Source organism: Streptomyces sp. JHA26 (assembly GCF_002005565.1).
In the GTDB taxonomy this organism is placed as follows: Bacteria; Actinomycetota; Actinomycetes; order Streptomycetales; family Streptomycetaceae; genus Streptomyces.
In genome coordinates this window covers 1-23,299 of sequence record NZ_BDJC01000087.1, presented here as the reverse complement: position 1 = coordinate 23,299, position 23,299 = coordinate 1, and the positions used below count along the sequence as shown (strand labels likewise).

Below are 23,299 nucleotides of genomic sequence, written 5' to 3'. Positions count from 1 at the left end.
TCCGCGGTCGCGCCTCCGCGCCCGCGCCTCCGCGCCCGCGCCTCCGCGGTCGCGCCTCCGCGCCCGCGCCTCCGCGCCCGCGCCTCCGCGGTCGGCCACGGCGAAGAGGTTCTCCACGTAAAGTGCTGGTCGAATCGGATCGGACGCGTACGCGGGAGTGCACGCTCGCCGCCCCTCACGGTCCACGGGCACACCGAGGCGGGAGGGGACGCCGGGACGACCGCCCTCCCGTCCCGCCCACACCCAGGAAGGAAACGGCCCGGTGATCGAGGACCTGCTGCCCGACACGGTCGTCGCCGTGGAGGCCCACGACCTGGACGACGCCGGGCACGCGCCCCTCCACCCCGAGGAGGAGCCCCTCGTCGAGCGGGCCGTCGACAAACGGCGCCGCGAGTTCACCGTCGTCCGGTCCTGCGCCCGCCGGGCCATGCGGAAGCTCGGCGTGCCCCCGCAGCCCGTCCTGCCCGGGGAGCGCGGCGCACCGCGCTGGCCGGACGGCCTGGTGGGCAGCATGACCCACTGCGACGGCTACTGCGCCGCGGCCCTGGCCCGCGCCGGCGATCTGGCCTCCCTCGGCATCGACGCCGAACCCGACGGGCCGCTGCCCGAGGGCGTCCTGCCCGCCGTGTCCCTCCCCGGCGAGGTGGAGCGGCTGCGCCGCCTCACCGCGGAACGTCCCGGCGTGCACTGGGAGCGGCTGCTGTTCAGTGCCAAGGAGTCCGTGTACAAGGCGTGGTTCCCCCTCACCGGGCGGTGGCTGGACTTCTCGGAGGCCGACATCGAGATCTCCGTGGACCCCGACGACGGCCGCCGCGGCGCGCTGCGCGCCTCCCTCCTGGTACCGGGGCCGACGGTGGGCGGGCGCCGGCTGACCTGCTTCAAAGGCCGCTGGACCGCACGCCGGGGCCTGGTCGCCACGGCGATCACGGTCCCGCACGACTGACGCGCGCCCCGGGGCGGAAGCCGGTCCCCGCCGCCCGGCGGTTGTCCGAGCCCCGGCGGACGGCCGTCAGGGACGCGGACACCAGCTCCCCAGCAGCCGGAAGAAGGCGTCCTCGTTCCCGTCCAGACCCGCGGCCGCGAGCGCCCGGTCCGCCTCGGCGAGCACGGAGGGCGGGACGACGGGCGGGCCGGGCGCCGTGTCGAAACCGGCCTGGACGGTGTGCAGCAGGCGCAGGTAGGCCTGGACGGCGGTGCGCTCGCGGTCGGTCGGTACGGCGGTGGTCATCGGTCGGCTCTCCCCACGACGGCGTCGGCGGTCACGCGCCCCCGCACCGCGGTGGCGCTCCCACCAGCTTGCCGCCCCCCACTGACAATCCCGCCGGGCCGCACGCCGTCCGGGCCGCCCCGTCGGCCGGGTGACCCGGAGACGCCCACGGCTCACGACTCGGGTCGCGTGACGCTCTCCAGGAGCATGTCCAGCCACTCGGCGACCTTGTCGCGGTGCTGGTCGGTGGGCAGCTGGGCGGCCCGCCAGGCGATCCCCCGCACGCCGTGGTCCCGCAGCAGCCGCTCCAGCGGATCGTCGGCGGCACCCGCGTCCGCCCGCTCGCGGTCGGCGAGCCGCTGGAGCAACTCCTGCTCGGTGTGCTGCAGGGCGTTCACGAGCGCCTCGGGGTCCTCGGCGGTGAGGAAGCCGGCGTGCACGCGGAAGAAGCGCTGGATGGCGTCGCAGTGCTCCATGGTGGGCCGTCGGTCGCCGTTGATGAGGGCGCCCGCCTGCTGCCGGGACATGCCGGCGCCGTCCGCGATCTCCTGCTGGGTGTACTTGCGGCCGTTGGGCTTGAGCCGGGTGCGGCGCAACAGGTCCAGCCGCTGCACGAACCGTGCCTGCACATCGGGCTCGCCCGCGGGCCGGCCGCTCAGCAGGGCCCCCACCACGGGCTCGGGGACGCCGGAGGCGGCGGAGAGGGCGCCGACGTCGAAGACCTCGTCGTGCGCCACGCCGAGCCGGTCCGCGAGTGCGGTGACGCGGGCGACCACGGCCGGCAGCGCGGCCGCCGGCTTGGCCCCCGGACCCTCGAAGCCACCCGTCACCGACAGATCTCCTACGTCTCTCACAGGCCTCACAGGCTTCTCACAAGCGGCAGCCGAGAACTTCCCGGAGAGTAGCCTGCCGTTCGAACCCACATCCAGGCATCGCCACAACTGTGGCCTATTTCAGCCGTCAACAGCCATGGAATGCCACGATAGTTGACACAACTCGCGCGGAGCAGCAGGATCGGGACGCCGCGAGAAGGCCGCATAGGCAAGAGGGGTGACCTCCCGATGGCATTTCAGGCAGAAGGGCAGCGGCCGGCGCCGCGGCCCGCCCCCTCGACCCCCGACGCCCAGGCGTACCTCCAGGACTACGCCGTCCTCCTGGAGGCCGTCCCCTTCCCTTCCCTCGTCGTCGACCACCGCTGGGACGTGGTCCTCGCCAACGGTGCCTTCCGGACACTCTTCCAGGGCGCGGGGCCGCACCCGACGGCCATGCCCGACGACAACTTCCTGCGGTTCGTCCTCTTCCACCCGGACGCGTCCGCGGTGCTCGCGGACCACGAGTCGAGCTGGTGCCTGCCCATGCTGGCGCAGTTCGCCGCCGCCCTGGAGGAGCACGGGAACGACGCCGGGCTCCAGTCCGTCCGCCGGGACATCGCCCAGGACCCGATCATGGAGGCCGCCTACCGGCAGGGCCTGCCGCACTGGGTCCGCGCCGTCGGGGAGGAGGCCGTCGAGCACGACGGCGCCGTGCGGCCGCTGCACCACCCCGATCCGCGCCGGGGCGTCACCGAGTGCCGTGTCGTCGTCGAGACCCCCAGGTCGCTGGGGGAACTCGGCTACACCCGGCTGACGCTGGTCCTGCGCGAGTCGCGCCGCACCCCGCAGCGGTCCGGCCGGGCCCGCCGCCCCGCCACCCACCTGAGAGTGGTCGCCGCGACGGACTGAGCGCGTCCCCGCGACGGACCGAGCGCGTCCGCGCCGGGCCGGACGAGTCCCTGGAAGGCCGCTGCGGCACCGTTCCCACGCCGTGTGATGTGTGACATGGTACTGACGTGACCGAGTCACCGACCTGCGATGTCGTGGTGGTCGGGGCCGGAATGGTGGGCGCCGCCTGCGCGTGGTACGCCGCCCGTGCCGGGCTCGACGTGACGGTGGTGGACCGCGGCCCGGTGGCCGGCGGCACCACGGGAGCGGGGGAGGGCAACCTCCTCGTCTCCGACAAGGAACCCGGCCCCGAGCTCGAACTGGCCCTGCTCTCCGGCCGCTTGTGGAGCCGACTGGCCGAGGACCCGGGCCGGGCGTTCGAGTACGAGCCCAAGGGCGGGGTCGTCGTCGCCGCCACCCCCGGGGCGCTGGCCGGCCTGGAGGCCTTCGCCGCGGGCCAGCGGGCGGCCGGCGTGCAGGCGGTGAGCGTCCCCGCGGACCGGCTGCACGATCTCGAGCCCCACCTCGCCCCCGGCCTCGCGGGCGCCGTGCACTACCCGCAGGACGCCCAGGTCATGCCGGCCCTGGCCGCGGCCCACCTGCTGCGGGCGTCGGGGGCCCGGCTGCACACCGGCCGCACGGTGACCGGCGTGCTGCGCGGCCCGGACGGCGCCGTGCGCGGTGTGCGCACCGACCGGGGCGACCTGCACGCCCCGGCGGTCGTCAACGCGGCCGGCCCCTGGGGCGGCGAGGTGGCGGCCCTGGCCGGGGTGCGGCTGCCGGTCCTGCCCAGGCGGGGCTACGTCCTGGTCACCGAGCCGCTGCCGTGCCGGGTACGGCACAAGGTGTACGCCGCGGACTACGTCGCCGACGTCGCCAGCGACTCGGCGGACCTGCAGACCTCCCCGGTGGTGGAGGGCACCGCCGCGGGCCCCGTCCTCATCGGCGCCAGCCGCGAACGGGTCGGCTTCGACCGGTCGGTGTCGCTCCCGGCGCTGCGGGCACTGGCGGCCGGAGCGATCCGCCTGTTCCCGTTCCTCGCCGGGGTGCGGGCCCTGCGGACGTACGCCGGTTTCCGGCCGTACCTGCCCGACCACCTGCCCGCGATCGGCCCCGACCCGAGGGTGCCCGGACTCCTGCACGCCTGCGGGCACGAGGGCGCGGGCATCGGCCTGTCCACCGGTACCGGGCACCTGATCGCCCAGGTCCTGTGCGGCGAGCGGCCCGCCCTCGACCTCACCCCGTTCCGCCCCGACCGCTTCGCCGAGGAGCCCGCGTGAACCGTCGCCGAGGAGGCCGCACGACCCCGCTCCGCCTGGTTCGCGCCCGGCCCGGCCCCGCCGGCACGGTCACCTTCGACGGCCGCGAGATCGAGGCGCTGCCCGGCCGGACGGTCGCCGCGGTGCTCTGGGCGGCCGGCATCACCTCCTGGCGCACCACCCGGGCCGCCGGCCGCCCCCGCGGGGTGTTCTGCGGGATCGGCGTGTGCTTCGACTGCCTGGTCACGGTCAACGGCCGTCCCAACCAGCGGGCCTGCCTGGTGCCCGCGCGGCCGGGCGACGTGATCCGCACCCAGGACGGGACCGGGCATGAGGACTGAGCTCGCGGTGGTCGGCGCCGGGCCCGCCGGGCTCGCGGCGGCACTGGCGGCGGCCGCGAGAGGCGTGCGCGTCACGGTGGTGGACGGGGCGGCGGCGCCGGGCGGACAGTACTACCGGCAGCCCGCCCCCGGACTGGGCGCCCGGCGCCCCCGGGCCCTCCACCACGGATGGCGCACCTGGGAGCGGCTGCGCGACAAGCTCGCCGCGAGCGACGTACGCGTCCTGACGGAGCATCAGGTGTGGTGCGTCGAGCGGCACTCCGGCGCCTTCACCGTGCACGCGCTGCGCGGACCCGGCGAGGACGAGCCGGTCGCCGTGCACGCCGACGCCGTCCTGCTCGCCACCGGCGGGTACGAGTACGTCCTGCCCTTCCCCGGCTGGACCCTGCCCGGCGTCCTCACGGCCGGCGGCACCCAGGCCCTGCTCAAGGGCGCCCTGGTGGTGCCGGGCCGGACCGCCGTCGTCGCCGGCACCGGGCCGCTGCTGCTGCCCGTGGCGACCGGACTCGCGGCGGCCGGCGTGCGGGTGGCGGCGCTCGTCGAGTCGGCCGCCCCCGGGCACGTCGCCCGGCACGCCCGAGCCCTGGCCGGCAAGCTCCCCGAGGGCGCCGGACACGCCGCCCGGCTGCTGCGCCACCGCGTGCGCACGCTCACCCGGCACACCGTCGTCCGCGCGCACGGCGACGACCGGCTGACCGGCGTCACCGTCGCCGCCCTCGACGCCGACGGCCGCGCCCGGCCCGGCACCGAACGGCACCTGCCCTGCGACACCCTGGCCGTCGGCCACGGCATGCTCCCGCACACCGACCTCGCCGACGGCCTCGGCTGCCGCGTCGACGGCACGACGGTGGCCGTCGACGCCGAGCAGCGCACCGGTGTGCCGGGGGTGTGGGCGGCCGGTGAGACCACCGGCATCGGCGGCGCGGGCCTCGCGCTCGCCGAGGGGCACATCGCCGGACGCTCGATCGCCGCCCGGCTGCGCGGCACCGCACCCGACCCGGCGGAATGGGCGCCGGCCGCCCGGACGCGCGCGGCGCTGCGGACGTCCGCCGCCGCCCTCGCCGCCGCCTTCGCGCCGCCCGCGCACTGGACCGACCACGTCACCGACGACACCGTCGTCTGCCGCTGCGAGGAGGTCACCGCCGGCGCCGTCCGCGAGGCCGTCGGCCGCCTCGGCGCGGGCGACGTCCGCACCGTGAAACTGCTGACCCGGGCCGGGATGGGCTGGTGCCAGGGGCGGATGTGCGCCCCCGCCGTCGCCGGCCTCACCGGATGCGCACCGGCCCCCTCCCGGCGGCCGTTCGCCCGCCCCGTACCCCTCGGCGTCCTCGCCGAGCCCCGGCCGAAACCCCCGGAGGAAGGACACCCATGAGCGACCACCGTCCCTGGCACGGCGTCCTCGTCGCCACCGCGCTCCCGCTGACCGACGACCTCCGCGTGGACCACGACGCCTACGCCGAGCACTGCACCTGGCTGGTGGCGAACGGCTGCGACGGCGTCGTCCCCAACGGCTCCCTCGGCGAGTACCAGGTGCTCACCCCCGAGGAGCGGGCCCGGGTCGTCGAGACCGCCGTCGCCGCGGTCGGCGGGGAACGGGTGATGCCGGGCGTCGCCGCCTACGGGTCCGCCGAGGCCCGCCGCTGGGCCGAGCAGGCCCGGGAGGCCGGCTGCGGCGCCGTCATGCTCCTGCCGCCCAACGCCTACCGCGCCGACGAACGGTCCGTCGTCGCCCACTACGCCGAGGTCGCGCGGGCCGGCCTGCCGGTCGTCGCGTACAACAACCCCGTCGACACCAAGGTCGACCTGGTGCCCGAACTGCTCGCCCGGCTGCACGGCGAGGGACACGTCCGGGCCGTCAAGGAGTTCTCCGGCGACGTCCGCCGCGCCTACCGCATCGCCGAACTCGCCCCGGAACTCGACCTGCTGGTCGGCGCCGACGACGTCCTGCTGGAACTGGCGCTCGCGGGCGCGAAGGGCTGGGTCGCCGGTTACCCCAACGCCCTGCCCGCCTCCTGCGTCGAGCTGTACCGCGCCGCGACGGCCGGCGACCTGGCCACCGCCCGGCGGCTGTACCGGCAGCTGCACCCGCTGCTGCGCTGGGACTCGAGGGTCGAGTTCGTCCAGGCCATCAAGCTCTCCATGGACCTCGCGGGCCGCCACGGCGGCGTCTGCCGACCGCCCCGCGTGCCGCTGCTGCCCGAGCAGGAGGCCGCCGTCCGCGCCGCCACCGAGAAGGCCCTCGCGGCCGGACTGGCGTAAGGGGCCCCGCCGTGCGCAGCAGACTCGTCCTGCACGCCGTCGACTCGCACACCGAGGGCATGCCCACCCGCGTGATCACCGGCGGGATCGGCACCATCCCCGGCGCGACCATGAACGAACGGCGACTGTACTTCCGCGAACACCGCGACGACGTCAAGCGGCTGCTGATGAACGAGCCGCGCGGACACTCCGCCATGAGCGGCGCGATCCTCCAGCCGCCCACCCGGCCCGACTGCGACTGGGGCGTCGTCTACATCGAGGTCTCCGGCTACCTGCCCATGTGCGGCCACGGCACGATCGGCGTGGCGACCGTCCTCGTGGAGACCGGCATGGTCGAGGTGACCGAACCCGTCACCACCGTCCGCCTCGACACCCCCGCCGGAGTCGTCGTCGCCGAGGTGGCCGTCCAAGGCGGTGCGGCCAAGGCCGTGACCCTGCGCAACGTGCCGTCCTTCGCCGTCGCCCTCGACCGCGAGGCCACCCTGCCCGACGGCCGGACGGTCGCCTACGACCTCGCCTACGGCGGCAACTTCTACGCCATCCTGCCGCTGGAGCGGCTCGGCGTGCCCTTCGACCGCTCCCGCAAGGACGACATCCTCGCCGCCGGTCTGGCGCTCATGGACGCCGTCAACGCCCAGGGAGAGCCCGTCCATCCCGAGGACCCGTCCATCCGCGGCTGCCACCACGTCCAGGTGACCGCGCCCGGCGCCACCGCCCGCCACTCCCGGCACGCCATGGTGATCCACCCCGGCTGGTTCGACCGCTCGCCCTGCGGGACCGGCACCAGCGCCCGCATGGCCCAGCTGCACGCCCGCGGCGAACTCCCGCTGGCCACCGAGTTCGTGAACGAGTCCTTCATCGGCACCCGGTTCACCGGCCGGCTGCTCGGCACCACCGAGGTCGCCGGGCACCCCGCCGTCCTGCCCAGCTTCACCGGCCGTGCCTGGATCACCGGCACCGCCCAGTACCTGCTGGACCCGGAGGACCCCTTCCCGGCAGGCTTCGTCCTGTGAACGCCACCAGCACCGGACCGTCCCTGCCCCACCTGGGCGGCCGCAGGCCCAGCCACCGGGAGCGGGTCGCCGACGCGCTGCGGGCCGCGCTGATCGCCGGCGAACTGCGGCCCGGCGAGGTGTACTCGGCGCCCGGCCTCGCCGCCCGCTTCGGCGTCTCCGCCACACCGGTGCGCGAGGCGCTGCTCGACCTGGCCAAGGAGGGGCTGGTCGACACCGTCCCCAACAAGGGGTTCCGGGTCACCGCCGTCTCCGACCGCCAGCTCGACGAGTACACCCACATCCGCTCGCTCGTCGAGATCCCGACCACCGTCGCGTTGGCGGGCGCCGCCGACCCGGTCGCCCTCGAGGCGCTCCGCCCGGTCGCCGAGGAGATCGTCACGGCCGCGGTGGCCGGCGACCTCGTCGCGTACGTCGGGGCCGACCTGCGTTTCCACCTCGGTCTGCTCGCCCTGGCGGGCAACGGGCACCTGGTGGAGGTCGTACGGGACCTGCGCCGGCGCTCCCGGCTGTACGGGCTGACGGCGCTGGTGGCGCAGGGGCGGCTGGAGGCGTCGGCCCGGGAGCACCTGGAGATCCTCGACGCGCTGCTCGCCCGGGACGAACGGGCGGTGCGGGAGGTGATGACCCGGCATCTCGGACACGTACGGGGCCTGTGGGCCGGCGCCTGACACCGGCACGCAAACGGCTTGCGCGACTTGCGCTATCGTTGCGCGCATGACGCGACGACTTGCCGAGGTGGCGAAGAAGGTCGGGGTCAGCGAGGCCACGGTCAGCCGGGTGCTCAACAACAAGCCCGGAGTCTCCGAGGCCACCCGGCAGACGGTGCTCTCCGCCCTGGACGTGCTCGGCTACGAGCGGCCCACCCAGCTGCGCGGCGAGCGGGCCCGGCTGGTCGGCCTGGTCCTGCCCGAGCTGCAGAACCCGATCTTCCCGGCGTTCGCCGAGGTCATCGGCGGGGCCCTGGCCCAACTCGGCCTCACCCCGGTGCTGTGCACCCAGACCAAGGGCGGGGTCTCGGAGGCCGACTACGTGGACCTGCTGCTGCAGCAGCAGGTCTCCGGCGTGGTGTTCGCCGGCGGGCTCTACGCGCAGGCCGACGCGCCCCACGAGCACTACGAGCGGCTCGCCGAACGCAACATCCCGGTCGTCCTGGTCAACGCCGGCATCGAGCACCTCGGTTTCCCCGGCGTCTCCTGCGACGACGCGGTGGCCGTGGAGCAGGCGTGGCGGCACCTCGCCTCGCTCGGGCACGAGCGGATCGGCCTGGTCCTCGGCCCCGCCGACCACATGCCCTCGGGGCGCAAGCTGGCCGCCGCCCGGTCCGTCGGCCAGGTGCCGGACGAGTACGTCGCGCGCGCCATGTTCTCCATCGAGGGCGGTCACGCGGCGGCCACCCGGCTCATCGACCGGGGCGTCACCGGTTTCATCTGCGCCAGCGACCCGCTCGCCCTCGGTGTCGTGCGGGCCGCCCGGCGCAAGGGCCTCGACGTGCCGTCGCAGGTCTCCGTCGTGGGCTACGACGACTCCGCGCTGATGAACTGCACCGAGCCGCCCCTCACCACCGTCCGGCAGCCCATCGAGGCCATGGGGCGGGCCGTCGTGGAGCTGCTGAACGCGCAGATCAACGGCGGTTCCGTCGCCGCCGAAGAGCTGCTGTTCGAGCCCGAGCTGGTGGTACGGGGATCGACCGCGCAAGCGCCCCGCTCCTAAGGGGCGCCTGCTTGTCGAATAATTACAGATTATGTGCGATTTTTTGCGTGACACTGTGAAGGGGACGTGAGGCTGCGACGCCCACCGCTCCTGTCCGGGGGACCGATGTCACGTACCGGATTTCGCCGTGCCTCCGCCGCGCCGAGCGTCTGCTCGCCCGCGCTCGTCGCCTCCGCCCGCGGGCCGGGCGACGACGGCCCGAGGATCACAGGTCCGGCACGAGCCGCCGGCCACGACAGCGGGACACGCGGATCAACATGGTCTCCCCGGCGGCCCGTTGCCCCTCGCGGAAGGAGCGCGCCGGGGATTGTCGGTGGGTGCCCCTAGTCTTTCGATCAACGGCACGGCGTGGTACGCCGTTGGGCCCCGTCGGCGGGGCGCGGTGCCGGATCCGGACAGGGGAGGGGCGAGGCAGCGATGGGTTGGCTGGCAGCGGGCGACACCTACGAAGTCGCACTGGTGGAAGGGCGGGTGGTGGCCCGGTCCGCGTCGGGGGAGTCACCGGGCGAGCGGGTCGGGGAGCTGCCGGCGGAGATACGGGACCACCCCGAGGTGAGCGGACTCGAGCGGTTCGCCGAGTGGCTGGACCGGCACGCGGCCGAGTGCGCCGCACAGGTCGCCCACTGGATGGTGTCCTCGCTGCCGGTCCCGGCCGCTCTGCTGGCCCGGGTCTGGCCCGACGAGGCGTGGCGGGCGGTGCTCCGTGACATCGTCATCACCGGCGACGGTCCCGACGACGTCGGATTTCTGCGGGACGCGGACGACTCGGGCGGGCTCCGGCTGGTGAGGGCCGACGGCGGGACCGTCCGCCTGACGCCCCGGACGGTGACCATGCCGCATCCGGTCCTCCTCCCGGGCCTCGAGGAACTCCGCGCGTTCGCGGCCGAGTCGGGCGTGACCCAGGGCGTCGACCAACTCCACCGCGCCACCTGGCACAAGCCCGACGGGATCGACGGCGGCGCCGTCGCGGTCACCGAGTTCGCGGGCGCCGAGTACGGCTCGTGGTACCACCTCTCCGCCCGCGCCACGTCCCTCGGCTACCGGGTCTCCGGCACGAACGCCATCGACCGGATCCGGGACGCCGGGCGGATCTTCACCGCCTCGGTCGACATCGGCAACCCCTTCACCGAGGACAGGGCCTGGACCGGCGCCCTGACCTGGCGCGACGAGGACGGGCGCCGCCCGCTCCCGCTGACCGACGTGGGCCCCGTGGCCTGGTCCGAGGGCATGCGCATGGCCGCTGCCCTGCACGCGGGCCGCGCGGTGCCCGCGGACGGCGGCGAGTGAACGGCATGGCGGCACGGACACCCACGGAAGGCGACCGCTTCATGAACGACGCGACGACACCGGGCGGGACGACGACACGGACGGACGAGCTGCGGGCGGAGGAGCAGCGGACGGAGGAGCTGCTGCGCGCCGGCGCCGTACTGCCGCCGGGCACCACCGGGGCGGGCGACCGGGCCGTGCCCGTGCTCACCCAGGCCTACCGGCACCCCGGCCTCGACGGCCGGATCGTCGTCCGCCTCACCACCGCGGAACAGGGCGTGGAGCCGGGCACCGGCTTCCTCGGTCTCGAACCCGAGGGCGAGCCGGTGGAGGTCGGCCTCGGACGACCCCGGGCCATGGGCTTCCCCGAATGGATCCTGGCCCGTCACCCCTCGGACGGCCACCTGGCCCTGTCCCTCGTCGAGGAGATGGACAGGGTCGCGCGGACGGTGAGATCGCGCCCCAAGAAGGCCCGCGCCACCTACGAGTCCATCGGGCAGCGGCTCGCCGGCTCCGTGCCCCACTTCCTGCCGACCTTCTACGAGCAGGCCGGCCGGGTCTTCCTGGCCGCGGACCAGAAGGCCTACGCGTCTCAGATGTTCGTCGACGCGCGCAAGGCGGAGACGGCGCACGCGCTGCCCTTCGACGAGGCGCGCATGGACGCGGTGTTCCTCGAGTTCGCCCTGGCCGACGCCGTGCCGGCGAAGATCCTCTCCGGCTACGCCAAGGGGCTGTCGTCGCGGGTACCGGCCGCCACGGCGTTCCGGCATCTGCGCGGACTCTTCGTCCGGCTCGCGTCGCACGGCGTGCCGCCGTCCGGTCCGGGCGCGGCCGACCTGCGCAGACTGGCGAAGGCCGTCGCGGGCAAGAACGCGCTCGCCGAGGAGATGGCCTACCTGCGCGAGATGCTGCCGCTGCCCGGCACGGCCAAGGCACCGCCCGGCTGGTGGAAGACCCACCGCCCCGCCCTGCTGGAACTGACCCGGCGGGAGCCCGCCGTCCGCGGCACCCTGCTGGGGCTGCTGCCCACGGAGTGGGAGCAGGAGGAACTGCCCCAGTGGCTGGACCTGCTGGACACGTCCGGCGCCACCACCGGGCTGTGCGACGCCGGCCTGCCCGCCGAGGAGCGTTCACCCGACGGCACGGCCGGCTGGACGCGCCGGTTCCTCGACCTGTGCCGCACCGGCGACGGGCGGCTCGCACCGGCGGAGCTGTACCCGCTCGTCGACCGCATGGCCGACGCACTCCGCGCCGAACTGCTCGCCGACGGCACCGCATTGCCGCTCCCGGCCGGCGACGTCGACCTCCTCGACCAGCTCCTGGCCCTGCGCATCCCGGTCGCCGACCCCGAGGAGCGCTCGCGGCTCAACCTCCAGGGCTGGGCGGCCCGCGACCGGCGGCGCGACCTCCTCGCCCTGGAGGCCGACGCCCGTTTCCGCGCGGCCTTCCGCCGCGGCTGCCCCACCTACGAGCGGCAGAACACCGACAGACGCACCGTCACCGCCCTGGCCGGTTCGCCCGGCGGACGAGTGATGCTCGCCGAGTGGGTGACCGACGTCAGCCGGAGGTACCTCACCACGGAACTGGGCGGATTCGCCGCGCACTCCGGCCCGTTCGAGACGCTGAAATGGCTGCCCGGCGAGGTCCTGGCGACCGCCGAGAAGGCGGTGCGCGAAGCGCTGGCCACCGGCATGGCCCCGGCGCTCGCCCGCACCCTGCGCACCGGGATCCTCGACGAGCTGGGCTGGCCCGCCTGGGACGAGGCGGTGGGCTCACCCGAGTCACCGGAGGCGGCGCGCGCCGTGCGGGTGGGCGAGGCCTGGCCCCAGCTGATCGTCCGCAACGGCACACGGGTCCGGGTGATCGGTCCGGAGGGCACGGTCCTCGCGCACGAACTGCGCCTCCCGGAGGGGGTGGACCGGATGCACCTCGACCTCCGGTACGTGGACGGCGGGCTGCTCGTCACCTGGTACACCTTCTCCACGTCCAGTACGCACGGCTACTGGTACGGCGCCGACAGCGACGCCGACGCCTCGTCACCGGTGCCGGTCGAGGGCGACGTCCGCTACGGCTACGCATGCGCGGCGGACGGGACCGGCGGGATGAACGGCATGCCTCCCGCCTCCCTCCCCCTGCCCGGGGGCGGCCGGACCACCGGTCACGGCGTGCTGCGCCGGGGGGACACCACCCGCATACCCGCCCGACGGCCGGTGATCGGCGACGGCACGTCGTACTGGGTGTGTGTCGACGACCGGGCCAACGGCGTGAACAGCGCCTGGCACGCGTACGACCCGGCCGGGAACACGGTGGGGGAGCCCGGATGGCCGGACTGGTTCGCCGAGGGCCTGCGCACCGCACCGGAGGGCAGCATCCTCGGCACCGCCTGGCTGCTGCCCGTCCCCTCCGCCGAGCCGGGTCCGGTGTGCGCCCCGGTGGACGGAGTGCTCGGCTGGCGGGTGCTCACGCTGCCCGACGGTTCGCGGCGGTGCGAGGACCTGGCCGGCCGCTCGGTCGTCGTGCCGCCCGGAGTGGGCGGGAGCCCGGAGCACGCGCTGGTGTTCCCCGGCACCGACCGGCCCCTCACCGTGATGCGGTGGTCGAGCAGCGACATCCGGCTGCTCGATCCCGAGGGCGCGGTGGTCGCCGAGGTCACCCGCGGTCACACGGCCGGCCCCTTCAGCGCGGGCACCGCCCTGCTGCCGCCCCTGCGGTACTGGCACCTGCTCCGGCCCCGCGACCCGCAGGGCTCCGCGGCGCTGCGCCGGGTCGACGAGGACACCGCGGCGGCACTGCTGGCAGCGGCCGTGGCGGAGGCGCCCGGGGACGGCGCGGACGACCGGGAGGCGTTGCCCGGCCTGATCGGCACCCTGTTGCCGCAGGTCGGCCACGAGGCCCTGCGCGCGGGCATCACCGGGGTGGTGCGGTTCGCCGCCGAGCAGCAGCGCATCCTCGACGCGGCGCTCGCCCGGCTCGACTCGGCGGTCCAGGGCGAGACCCCGCAGGAGCCCCGTCCCGCGATCGGCGACCGCCTGCTCGTCTCGGCGCTGAACGGCACCGGCCTGACCGGACGCGACGAACGCGGGTTCCACGACTTCCTCCACCACGCCTTCGACCTGCCGAAGCTGCTCGCCCGCTCGGCACGCGGCGAGGCGGAGCCGGTCCCCGCGGGCACCGTGCACGTGTCCCTGGACAAGAACGGGCCGCTGGAGAGCGTGAACGTGCAGGCGCTGCCCGAACTGCCCGTCGTGCTGGCGCTGCGGGCCGCCTCGGAGGCCACCGTCGAGGAGCACCGGCAGGCTCTCGAGGCTTACCTGGCGGAACTGGACGCGCAGGCGCTGACCGAGCTGGACCCCGCCCACTGGCGCCGGGTCCGCGTGGTCCTGGACCCCGCCCTGTTCCACGGGCCCGGCGCCGTGGGGGGTTATCCGAAGGCGGCCGTGCTGGACCTGGGCGGCGGCGCGTTCCTGCTCTTCCCCGCCAACTGGTACCGGATCGTCAACGAGTACGACCCGGCCGCGGGAAGGGGGAAGCACTACGGCGCGGTGTTCCACGACCCCTCCGGCCGCTTCGAGGTCCCCGCCCCCTACACCCTGGTGTCCGAGGAACCGTTCGTACCGGAGCCGACCCGCGCGCCCGGTTGGGTCGCGGCCTTCCGGGCCGAGCTGGCCGAGCGCGGCCCGGCGCCCTGGCGCCCCGAGGCCGCCGAGGAGTTCGCCCGGCTCACCGGCGTCACCCCGACCACGGCCCGGCTCGTGCTGGCCGGAATGCCGCAGATCGACGACAAGCGCCAGGCCGTGCCCTCCGCGACGCTGAAGACCATCGGCGTGAAGGCGGCCGACGCCCGCGTGGCCAAGGACGAGTTGAGGGCCCTCGACATGAACGCCCTGCGGGCCGTCGTGGCGGCGCTGCTGCCCGTCGAGCCGTCCCGGCTGTGGACGCACGGCCCGGACACCGCCCGCGCGGCCGAGGTCTGGAACGAACGGCTGGGCCGGCGCACGCCGCTTCCCGAGGAGGTGCTGCACGACGCGGTCCGCACGATCGAGCCCGTCGGGTGGGCACCGGCCGACGCCCTGCGGGGCTTCGCCGACCTGGCCACCGAGCCCCGGCTCACCCGCGACCTGACCTGGACCTTCGGCCACTACCGGGTCGAGTCCGCAGAGAAGAGGCCCGGCTTCGACAACGACACGCTGAAGGGTGCGGTGGCCCTGGCCGCGTGGCTCGCCCACCGCCTCCCGTCCGGCGACCCGATCCGGGCCGCCCTGCCCGGCGTGCTGACGGCGCTGCGCGACCGGCTGGCCCACCCCGGGCTGCTGCTCGGCCTCGACCGGAGGGCCGACTGGGAGGCGTTCCGGCGGGCCGCCGGGGAGCCGGACGAGACGGGCGACGACTTCGTGCGCCACGGCGCCGTCCTGTTCGGCACCGAGGGGCCCGAACCGGTCCCCGCCGTCCGGCCGGTCCTGCTGGACACCACGGGCGACGGCCCCCACCTGACGGCCCTGTTCACCGGTGAACGGCCCAACGCCCAGGAGACCGCCCTGCGCCTGGTCCACGACCCGCGGTTCGCCGAGCTGCTCGCCGACCCCGGCACCCCGGTGGCGGGCGAGCGTGACGCCGACGGGTCGTGGTGGCCGCAGGACCCCGCCCGCTCCGTGCCCGACCTGGTCGACGAGGTGGCCGGGCGGTACGGCCTCGGAGGGGACGCCGCCGTCCTCTACCTGATGCTGCTCGCCATGCCGGACCCCACCGACCGCAACGTCGCGCGCTGGACCGGCTGGGGCGGACAGCGCGGGGGAACCGCCCGGCTCCGCGCCGCCCGCGCCGAACTCGCGGCCACCGACCTGGTGCTGGAGGGCAGTCGCCCCAAGGCGGGACGCTCGCTGTTCCTGCCGGGCGGGTGGGCGCAGCTCGCCAACCCGCACCTCCCGCTGGAGCGGTGGAAGCTGCCGCTGTACGACCTGCTCGACGGCGAGACACCCGTCCTGGGCGTCGTCGTGCCCTCCCGCCCCGTCGCCGGCCTCTACCGCGAGGCCTGGCGGCGCGTCCGGGACGGGGACGGCCCGCGGCCGGAGGAACCGGAGGTGCCGCGACCGCGCGGGCGCCGCCGCTGAGTCCCGCCCGGAGGGACGGCCGCCGCGTGCGGCCGTCCCTCCGCCGGCCGGGTGCACCCCGCCCTGCCGGTCACCGCGCCAGCTCCTTGTGCGCCGTCTCCGGCAACCGCAGGTACACCAGCGAGGACGGCAGGCACAGCACGGCGACGTACCAGGGGAAGAGCCCGGAGTGGCCCAGCTCCTTGAACAGCGTGCCCACGTACGGGGCCGTGCCGCCGAACAGGGCGACGGTGAGCGAGTACGGGAAGCCGATGCCGGCCGCCCGCACCCGCGGCGGGAAGATCTCCGCGTTGACGGCCGCGCTGATCGAGGTGAAGCCCGTCAGCAGGACCATGCCGGCGCACTGCACCAGCAGCAGCACGGCGAACGAGTCGCGCAGGGCGTGCAGCAGCGGCACGCTCAGCAGGGCGAACCCCACGCCGAAGAAGAGCAGGAGGGGACGGCGCCCGAACCGGTCGGAGAGCATGCCGCCGAGCGGCTGGAGCAGCCCGAAGAAGGCCAGCGAGATCGTGCCGGCGAGCAGCGCGTCCGACTTGGCGACGCCCGCGTTCAGTTCGGCGTACGTCGGCAGGTACGACGTCCACGTGTAGTAGGCGATCGTGCCGCCCGCCGTGATGCCGCCGATCAGCAGCGACTCGCGCGGATGGCGGCGCAGGGCCTCGAACAGCCCGGGACCCGGCGCCCGTTGCTGCTCGGTGCTGCGGGTCTCCTGGGCGCCCTGCCGGATCCAGAAGCCGACCAGGCTGAGCACGGCCCCGAACACGAACGGCACCCGCCAGCCCCAGCCGTTCATCCGGCCCTCGCTCAGCGTGTCCACCAGCAGCGTCGCGATCCCGGACGCCACCAACTGCCCCGCCGTGGTCGAGACGTACTGGAAACTGGAGAACAGACCGCGCCGGCCGGGCCCCGCCGACTCCACCAGGAAGGTCGTCGACGCCGCGAACTCGCCGCCCACCGACAGCCCCTGGAGCAGCCGCGCGACGACCAGCACCACCGGGGCCAGCACACCGGCCGCCGCGTACGTCGGGGTCAGCCCGACCAGCAGGCTGCTGCCGCCCATCAGCAGGATGGTGACGGTCAGCGCGGCACGCCGCCCGCGCCGGTCCGCGATCGCGCCCATCAGCAGCCCGCCGACGGGCCGCATGAAGAAGCCCACCGCGAAGACGGCGAACGTCGACAGCAGCGGCACCAGCGAGTTGTCCGCGCCCTTCGGGAAGACCTGGTCGGCGATGTAGGTGGCCAGGAACGTGTAGGCGTACCAGTCGTACCACTCCACGGCGTTGCCCACCGAGGCGGCGAGGAGCTGGCGTACGGGCCGTCGGGTCGACGGGGAGACCGTGTGCATCGCTGTCATGGTCGCGACCATCCCCGCCCGGCGGACCCGGCACACCCCCCGTACCGACGACTTTCACATCAGCGCCACCGGCCCCTTCCCTGACGTTCGGCGCTCCTGGAACACTCCTTTCGCGCGCATTCCGTCACCGGCCCGCCACGGTCCGGCACGGCCCCCGAACCCCCGAGGCGAGAGGCTTCCCACCCCATGCCCGAAGTCAACCGGCGCCGCTTCCTCCGACTCGCGGGCGGAAGCGCGGCGTTCGGCGCGCTGTCCGCGAGCATCGAGCGGGCCGCCGCGCTCCCGGCGAACCACCGCGCGGGAAGCATCGAGGACGTCGAACACATCGTGGTCCTGATGCAGGAGAACCGTTCCTTCGACCACTACTTCGGCACGCTGCGCGGCGTCCGCGGCTTCGGCGACCCGCACCCGGTGACCCTGGACGACGGCAGGTCGGTGTGGCACCAGACCAAGGCCGACGGCACCGAGGTGCTGCCCTTCCACCCCGAGGCCGACGACCTCGGCATGCAGTTCCTGCAGGGCCTGCCGCACGGCTGGCCCGACGGACAGGCCGCCTACCACAACGGCAAGTACGACCGCTGGCTGCCCGCCAAGGGCACCACGACCATGGCGTACCTGACCCGCGAGGACATCCCCTTCCACTACGCGCTCGCCGACACCTTCACCGTCTGCGACGCCTACCACTGCTCCTTCATCGGCTCCACCGACCCCAACCGCTACTACCTGTGGTCGGGCCACACCGGCAACGACGGCAAGGGCGGCGGCCCGGTCCTCGGCAACGACGAAGCCGGCTACGACTGGACGACGTACCCTGAGCGGCTGGAGGAGGCCGGGATCTCCTGGAAGATCTACCAGGACGTCGGCGACGGCCTGGACGCGGCCGGTTCCTGGGGCTGGATCGGCGACGCCTACCGCGGCAACTACGGCGACAACTCCCTGCTGTACTTCACCAAGTACCGCGACGCGAAGCCCGGCGACCCCCTGTACGACAAGGCCCGCACCGGCACCGACGCGAAGAACGGCGAGGGCTACTTCGACCGGCTCCGCGCCGACGTCAAGGCCGGGAAGCTGCCGCAGATCTCCTGGATCGCCGCCCCCGAGGCCTTCTCCGAGCACGGCAACTGGCCCTCGAACTACGGCGCCTGGTACATCTCCCAGGTCCTGGACGCGCTCACCTCCAACCCGGCCGTCTGGGCGAGGACAGCCCTGTTCATCACCTACGACGAGAACGACGGCTTCTTCGACCACGTGGTGCCGCCGCTCCCGCCGAAGTCCGCCGCGCAGGGCCTGTCCACCGTCGACGCGTCCCTCGACGTCTTCCAGGGCAGCGCCACCCACACCGAGGGCTTCTACGGACTCGGCCCGCGCGTGCCCATGCTGGTCGTCTCGCCGTGGAGCAAGGGAGGCTACGTCTGCTCCGAGACCTTCGACCACACCTCGGTCATCCGGTTCATGGAGCGCCGCTTCGGCGTGCGCGAGCCGAACATCTCGCCGTGGCGGCGCGCCGTCTGCGGCGACCTGACCTCCGCGTTCGACTTCTCCCGCCCGGACAGCCGGCCCGCCCGGCTGCCGGACACCGGCGCCTACGAGCCGCAGGACCGCGAACGCCACCCGGACTACCGCCCGACGCCCCCGGCGGACCCGGACATGCCCCGCCAGGAGCGCGGCCCGCGCCCCGCGCGCCCGCTGCGCTACGCCCCGCACGTGGACGGCGCCGTGGACGCGGCGGCCGGGAGGTTCACGCTCACCTTCGCCTCCGGCGCCCGGGCCGGCGCCGCCTTCCTCGTCACCTCCGGCAACCGCGGCGACGGCCCCTGGACGTACACCACCGAGGCCGGCAAGAGCATCGCCGACACCTGGAACTCGGTGTACTCGGGCGGTGCCTACGACCTGACGGTGCACGGACCCAACGGCTTCCTGCGCGTCTTCCGGGGCGGCAACAGGACCGCCGGGCCCGAGGTCACCGCCCGGCACACCGGCGACGACGTCCGGCTGACCTTCACCAACGCCGGGTCCGGCACGGTCCGCCTGCGGCTGGCCGACGGCTACGGCGGCCCGGGCCGGACGGTCACCGTGCGCCCCGGCGCCACCGTGCGGCACACCGTCGACCTGGCGAGGAGCCGGCGCTGGTACGACCTCACCGTCACCGCGATCGGCGACCCGGCGTTCCTGCGGCGCTTCGCCGGGCACGTGGAGAACGGGCGGCCGGGAGTGAGCGACCCGGCGATCGCCACGGTGTAGGCGGCGCGGGCGCGGGCGTCACAGCGGAGTCAGGTGCCCCGGCCTCGGCTGCCGGGGCACCGGCAACGGCTCCGCCCCCACCGGCCCCCTCCCACCGGCCTCTTCTCCGGCTCCGCCCCCGCCGGCCCCCCTTCCGGCTCCGGATCCGGTCCCGGCACGACGGCGGCCACCGGAGGTTGTTCGGCGGCCACCGGAGGCCGTTCGGCGGTCGGCGGAAGCCGGTCGCCGGCCGGCGTCGGTGTGGCCCGGCTCAGTTGGACCACGCCCCAGCCGGCCAGCGCCGCCCCGGTCAACGCGAGCAGCACCCCGGCCGGGCCGCCGCGCAGCCGCTCGCCGAGCAGCGACACCCCGATCACCGCGGCGGCCGCCGGGTTGGCCAGCGTCACCACCGCGAGCGGGGCGCCCAGACCGCCCCGGTAGGCCGTCTGGGACAGCAGCAGCCCGCCCGCCGCGAAGGCGGCCACCAGCACCGCCACCCCGATCACCTGGACGTCGAGCAGCGGACCCGAACGGTCGGTCACGGCGACCGTGACGGTCTGGGTCAGCGCCGAGGCCACCCCGGAGGCGGTCCCGGACGCCGTGGCGTGCCGCAGGCCCGGCCGGGCGCCGGGCCGCGACAGCAGGCCGATCAGCGCCGCCGTCGCGCCGGAGACCGTCAGCGCCTCCGGCACGCTCAGCACGTCGTCGGGCGCGGGTCCGGACGCCGCCAGCAGCAGCGCGCCCAGCCCGAGCAGCGTCAGCCCGGTGCCCCGCCACTCGACCGCGCTCACCCGGCGACCCGCCAACCGCGCCCCCAGCGGCACCGCCGCGACCAGGGTGAGCGCGCCGAGCGGCTGGACCACCGTGAGCGGGCCGTACCTGAGGGCCACGACGTGCAGCAGCGCGGCCGACGCGTTGAGCGCCACCGACCACCACCAGGCACCGTTGCCCAGCATCCGCAGCGCGCCCGCCCCGGAGCTGCGGGCGGCCAGCCGCTCCTGGGCCACGGCCGCGGCGGCGTAGGCGACGGCCGAGACCAGGGACAGCAGGACGGCGATCAGCGCGGCGCTCACCGGCCCGCCCCCACCAGCTCGTGCGGCTCCGGTTCGTGCCGCACGGCCGGGCGCCGCCGCGGCACGGCACGACGGGGCCGGTGAGTCCCGCGGACGCCGTCGGCCCCGTGGGTCGCGTGCGGCGGCCGTACGGCCACGAGGGCGAGGCCGAGCAGGGCGGTCGCCACGAACACGTCGAGCCAGTAGTGGTTCGCGGTGCCCACGATCACCAGGAGCGTCACCAGCGGGTGCAGCAGCCACAGCCACCGCCACCGCGACCGGCCGGCGACGATCAGTCCGATCGCCAGCATCAGCGCCCAGCCGAAGTGCAGCGAGGGCATCGCCGCGAACTGGTTCGACAGGTGGTCGGCGCGCGGCGGACCGTACACCGAGGGTCCGAACACCCGGGCCGTGTCGATCAGACCCGCCGTGCCCAGCATCCGCGGCGGGGCCAGCGGGAAGGCCACGTGCAGCACCAGCGCGGCGCCGGTCACCGCCGCCAGCACCCGGCGGGACCAGACGTAGTGGGCGGGCCGCCGCAGGTAGAGCCAGGCCAGGAAGGCCACGGTGGCCGGGAAGTGGACGGCGGCGTAGTAGGTGTTCGCCCCGTGGACCAGCCAGTCGCCGTGCAGCAGCAGGGACTGCACCGTGCCCTCGTCGGGCAGCCGCAGGGCGCGCTCCCCGTCCCACACGTGGTGCGCGTTGCGGAAGGCCTCGGCGGTGTGGCCCGTCGCCAGCCGACGGCCGAACTTGTAGACGAGGAAGAGCCCCGCCACGAGCAGGAGCTCACGGACGAGTGGCGGGCGCGCGGGCGCGTCCGGCTCCGCTTCTGCAGGCCAGGTGCGGGCATTCATCCCCGGGGCCCCTTCACTGACGGTGGTGCGTGCGGTGGTGCCGGCCGGACCGGCGACCCGCCGGGGGCGGCGGAGTCGTCGGTGCGGGGGCGTGCGACGGTTCTCATCGATACGATTCCGTTCCGATACGACAGTGTACCGATACGCCGTTGTACCGATACGGCGGTGTACCGATACGGTTGGGTACCGGTACACTGGCGTATCGACAGGCCGACGACACACGGGAACACGGGTCCCTCGACCCTTGCCGCAGTGCCGCTGAACCGAGTGAGGAGCAGAGCATGACGTCGCAGGCCGCGGACCGATCCGAGACGGTCGGTGGCTCGCGCCGCTCCAAGATCACGCCCGAGCGTGAGCAGGAGTTCTTCGACGCCGTGCTCGAACAGATCCGTGAGTGCGGCTACGACGCCGTGACCATGGAGGGCGTCGCCGCCAGCACGCGGTGCAGCAAGTCCACGCTCTACCGGCAGTGGAAGACCAAGCCGCAGTTCGTGGCGGCGGCCCTGCGCTCCAGCCGTCGGGTGCGCTTCGCCGGGATCGACACCGGTTCGCTCGCCGAGGACCTGCGCCAGGCGGCCCGGGCCGCGGGGGAGTGGTCCGGCAAGGACACGCTGCTCCAGGCGCTCGGCCACGCGGTCATGCAGGACCCGGAGCTCCAGCGCGCGCTGCGCGAGGCGCTGGTCGAGCCGGAGATCGCCTCGCTGCGGGAGATCCTGCGGCGCGGGGTCGAACGGGGCGAGGTCTCCGCCGGCCATCCGGCGCTGGAGTTCGTGCCCGCGCAGATGTTCGGCGCCCTGCGGATGCGGCCGGTCATCGAGGGCGAGTACGCCGACGCGGAGTACCTGGTCCGGTTCGTGGAGGCCGTCGTGCTGCCGGCCCTCGGCCTGCCCTGAGACTCAGGCCGCCGTCCACGGGATGACTGGACGGTGGCCTGCCCGCGCCGCACCGTGGGGACGGGGGCGGCGCGCACCCCCGGCCGGGTGGGGCGCCCTTTGAGCGGAAGGGCGCCCCACCCGGCCGACCGACGTTCCGGGGGCGGTCAGACGTCCTGGCCGCTGCCCCCGCCGGAGGACACCTCGATGCCCTCGGTGATCTCGTCGATCACCGTCTGCGGCCCGTCCGCGTCGACGCCGAAGCGGACGACGACGATGCGCTTCGCGTCGGCCGGCGACGGGAAGGCCAGCGACTCCACGTACCCGTCGGCGCCCTTGCTGGTGACCGCCTTCCAGCGGACCAGATAGCCCTTCTGGCCGGCGACCGTCACCGCCTTCGAGGCCAGCTCCTGGTGCGAGGTGATCCCGCCGTAGGACTTGCCGCCGTACGACTCCTCCGCGTTCGCCTCGATGTCCGCCTTCGCGACCTCCTCGGCGGTGGTGCCCTCGGTGCCGAGCACCATCGCGGGGGCCGAGTAGGCGCCGCCCTTGGTGCAGGTCGCCGAGGTGTCGCCGGGGCACTTGTAGGAGTCGTCGGAGGTCACCGCCGCGCCGACCGACAGCTGCTGCCCCGACCAGCCGTCCGGAACGGGCAGGCTGATCCCGCTGACCGGGTCCGGGACCGACCCGCTGTCGATCGTGGGCGGCTCCGACCGGTCCGGGGAGTCCGGCGCGGGCGAGGAGCCGCTCCCGCCGTCGTCCGGATCGCCGAAGGGGCCGTCCCCGTCGCGCGGACCGGGTCCCTCCTGCTGCCGGGACCCCGCGGTGTTGCCGGTCGAGCCGTCGTCGGCCAGCACGTACACGCCGGCGCCGATGCCGGCCAGGACGGCCACGGTCGCCGCGACGGCTATCCCGGTGCGCAGACCGCGCCGCCGTCCGGACGGCGGCTGGACGGGATACCCCGGATAGCCCGGATGCACCGGGTACGGCCCGGGCGCGGCGCCGTAGGGCCCGGATGCGGTGTCGTGCGGCCCGGGCGCGGTGTCGTGCGGCCCGGGCGCGGTGTCGTGCGGCCCGGGCG

General features: G+C 75.0%; 19 protein-coding genes. 13 read left to right on the top strand and 6 right to left on the bottom strand.

Going from position 1 to position 23,299, the window contains the following annotated elements:
* The first annotated feature begins 262 nt into the window (after nt 1-262).
* Entirely contained in the window at nt 263-943 is a 681-nt protein-coding gene (locus tag JHAT_RS31705) for a 4'-phosphopantetheinyl transferase (RefSeq protein ID WP_077801734.1), read from the top strand.
* A gap of 66 nt (nt 944-1,009) precedes the next feature.
* Here the strand turns inward: JHAT_RS31705 and JHAT_RS31700 are convergent, their stop codons facing one another.
* On the bottom strand, nt 1,010-1,228 hold the full coding sequence (locus JHAT_RS31700) for a hypothetical protein (RefSeq protein ID WP_077801733.1): 219 nt from the start codon (nt 1,226-1,228) through the stop codon (nt 1,010-1,012).
* 152 nt (nt 1,229-1,380) lie between these two features.
* A complete protein-coding gene (locus JHAT_RS31695; protein ID WP_077801732.1) occupies nt 1,381-2,037 on the bottom strand; it encodes a helix-turn-helix transcriptional regulator in 657 nt (218 codons plus the stop codon).
* A 231-nt stretch (nt 2,038-2,268) separates the two neighbouring features.
* Between JHAT_RS31695 and JHAT_RS31690 the strand changes: the two genes are divergently transcribed.
* The 10 genes from JHAT_RS31690 (at nt 2,269) to JHAT_RS31645 (ending at nt 15,866) form a co-directional block, all read left to right on the top strand.
* Entirely contained in the window at nt 2,269-2,928 is a 660-nt protein-coding gene (locus JHAT_RS31690) for a hypothetical protein (RefSeq protein WP_171991154.1), read from the top strand.
* 107 nt (nt 2,929-3,035) lie between these two features.
* Nucleotides 3,036-4,187, top strand: a complete 1,152-nt coding sequence (locus JHAT_RS31685) for an FAD-binding oxidoreductase (RefSeq protein WP_077801731.1) — start codon at nt 3,036-3,038, stop codon at nt 4,185-4,187.
* Nucleotides 4,184-4,507: a (2Fe-2S)-binding protein gene (locus JHAT_RS31680; protein WP_077801730.1), complete on the top strand. Its 324-nt coding sequence runs from the start codon at nt 4,184-4,186 to the stop codon at nt 4,505-4,507. The genes JHAT_RS31685 and JHAT_RS31680 overlap by 4 nt, the downstream gene beginning before the upstream one ends.
* Entirely contained in the window at nt 4,497-5,879 is a 1,383-nt protein-coding gene (locus tag JHAT_RS31675; RefSeq protein WP_077801729.1) for an NAD(P)/FAD-dependent oxidoreductase, read from the top strand. The genes JHAT_RS31680 and JHAT_RS31675 overlap by 11 nt, the downstream gene beginning before the upstream one ends.
* Nucleotides 5,876-6,766 carry a dihydrodipicolinate synthase family protein gene (locus tag JHAT_RS31670; RefSeq protein ID WP_077801728.1) on the top strand — a complete coding sequence of 297 codons (891 nt, stop codon included), beginning with the start codon at nt 5,876-5,878 and terminating at the stop codon, nt 6,764-6,766. Before JHAT_RS31675 ends, JHAT_RS31670 begins: the two co-directional genes overlap by 4 nt.
* A gap of 11 nt (nt 6,767-6,777) precedes the next feature.
* Nucleotides 6,778-7,779 carry a proline racemase family protein gene (locus JHAT_RS31665; RefSeq protein WP_077801727.1) on the top strand — a complete coding sequence of 334 codons (1,002 nt, stop codon included), beginning with the start codon at nt 6,778-6,780 and terminating at the stop codon, nt 7,777-7,779.
* Nucleotides 7,776-8,450 carry a GntR family transcriptional regulator gene (locus JHAT_RS31660; protein WP_077801726.1) on the top strand — a complete coding sequence of 225 codons (675 nt, stop codon included), beginning with the start codon at nt 7,776-7,778 and terminating at the stop codon, nt 8,448-8,450. Before JHAT_RS31665 ends, JHAT_RS31660 begins: the two co-directional genes overlap by 4 nt.
* A gap of 46 nt (nt 8,451-8,496) precedes the next feature.
* Nucleotides 8,497-9,492, top strand: coding sequence for a LacI family DNA-binding transcriptional regulator (locus JHAT_RS31655; protein ID WP_077801725.1), 996 nt, complete (start codon nt 8,497-8,499; stop codon nt 9,490-9,492).
* Nucleotides 9,493-9,909: 417 nt separating this feature from the next.
* Nucleotides 9,910-10,779: a DUF4132 domain-containing protein gene (locus tag JHAT_RS31650; protein ID WP_077801724.1), complete on the top strand. Its 870-nt coding sequence runs from the start codon at nt 9,910-9,912 to the stop codon at nt 10,777-10,779.
* A gap of 41 nt (nt 10,780-10,820) precedes the next feature.
* Entirely contained in the window at nt 10,821-15,866 is a 5,046-nt protein-coding gene (locus tag JHAT_RS31645) for a DNA-binding protein (RefSeq protein WP_077801736.1), read from the top strand.
* Nucleotides 15,867-15,936: 70 nt separating this feature from the next.
* Here the strand turns inward: JHAT_RS31645 and JHAT_RS31640 are convergent, their stop codons facing one another.
* Nucleotides 15,937-17,232 carry an MFS transporter gene (locus JHAT_RS31640; RefSeq protein WP_171991153.1) on the bottom strand — a complete coding sequence of 432 codons (1,296 nt, stop codon included), beginning with the start codon at nt 17,230-17,232 and terminating at the stop codon, nt 15,937-15,939.
* A gap of 174 nt (nt 17,233-17,406) precedes the next feature.
* On the opposite strand from JHAT_RS31640, the gene JHAT_RS31635 reads away from it, so the two are divergent.
* Nucleotides 17,407-19,461, top strand: a complete 2,055-nt coding sequence (locus JHAT_RS31635; RefSeq protein ID WP_077801722.1) for a phosphocholine-specific phospholipase C — start codon at nt 17,407-17,409, stop codon at nt 19,459-19,461.
* Between the two features lie 29 nt (nt 19,462-19,490).
* On the opposite strand, the gene JHAT_RS31630 is transcribed toward JHAT_RS31635, so the two are convergent.
* On the bottom strand, nt 19,491-20,513 hold the full coding sequence (locus tag JHAT_RS31630) for a hypothetical protein (RefSeq protein ID WP_107482084.1): 1,023 nt from the start codon (nt 20,511-20,513) through the stop codon (nt 19,491-19,493).
* Nucleotides 20,510-21,346: a phosphatase PAP2 family protein gene (locus JHAT_RS31625; protein ID WP_077801721.1), complete on the bottom strand. Its 837-nt coding sequence runs from the start codon at nt 21,344-21,346 to the stop codon at nt 20,510-20,512. Before JHAT_RS31625 ends, JHAT_RS31630 begins: the two co-directional genes overlap by 4 nt.
* A 281-nt stretch (nt 21,347-21,627) precedes the next feature.
* Between JHAT_RS31625 and JHAT_RS31620 the strand changes: the two genes are divergently transcribed.
* A complete protein-coding gene (locus JHAT_RS31620; protein ID WP_077801720.1) occupies nt 21,628-22,239 on the top strand; it encodes a TetR/AcrR family transcriptional regulator in 612 nt (203 codons plus the stop codon).
* 146 nt (nt 22,240-22,385) lie between these two features.
* Here JHAT_RS31620 and JHAT_RS31615 read toward each other — a convergent pair.
* On the bottom strand, nt 22,386-23,299 hold a 914-nt coding region (locus JHAT_RS31615; RefSeq protein ID WP_253195673.1), incomplete at its 5' end, for a hypothetical protein.

Bases quoted from the DNA above. Each gene is read 5' to 3' on its own strand.
- JHAT_RS31700 (WP_077801733.1), bottom strand. From the start codon at position 1,228: ATGACCACCGCCGTACCGACCGACCGCGAGCGCACCGCCGTCCAGGCC.
- JHAT_RS31690 (WP_171991154.1), top strand. From the start codon at position 2,269: ATGGCATTTCAGGCAGAAGGGCAGCGGCCGGCGCCGCGGCCCGCCCCC.
- JHAT_RS31675 (WP_077801729.1), top strand. From the start codon at position 4,497: ATGAGGACTGAGCTCGCGGTGGTCGGCGCCGGGCCCGCCGGGCTCGCG.
- JHAT_RS31670 (WP_077801728.1), top strand. From the start codon at position 5,876: ATGAGCGACCACCGTCCCTGGCACGGCGTCCTCGTCGCCACCGCGCTC.
- JHAT_RS31655 (WP_077801725.1), top strand. From the start codon at position 8,497: ATGACGCGACGACTTGCCGAGGTGGCGAAGAAGGTCGGGGTCAGCGAG.
- JHAT_RS31650 (WP_077801724.1), top strand. From the start codon at position 9,910: ATGGGTTGGCTGGCAGCGGGCGACACCTACGAAGTCGCACTGGTGGAA.
- JHAT_RS31645 (WP_077801736.1), top strand. From the start codon at position 10,821: ATGAACGACGCGACGACACCGGGCGGGACGACGACACGGACGGACGAG.
- JHAT_RS31640 (WP_171991153.1), bottom strand. From the start codon at position 17,232: ATGGTCGCGACCATGACAGCGATGCACACGGTCTCCCCGTCGACCCGA.
- JHAT_RS31635 (WP_077801722.1), top strand. From the start codon at position 17,407: ATGCCCGAAGTCAACCGGCGCCGCTTCCTCCGACTCGCGGGCGGAAGC.
- JHAT_RS31625 (WP_077801721.1), bottom strand. From the start codon at position 21,346: ATGAATGCCCGCACCTGGCCTGCAGAAGCGGAGCCGGACGCGCCCGCG.
- JHAT_RS31620 (WP_077801720.1), top strand. From the start codon at position 21,628: ATGACGTCGCAGGCCGCGGACCGATCCGAGACGGTCGGTGGCTCGCGC.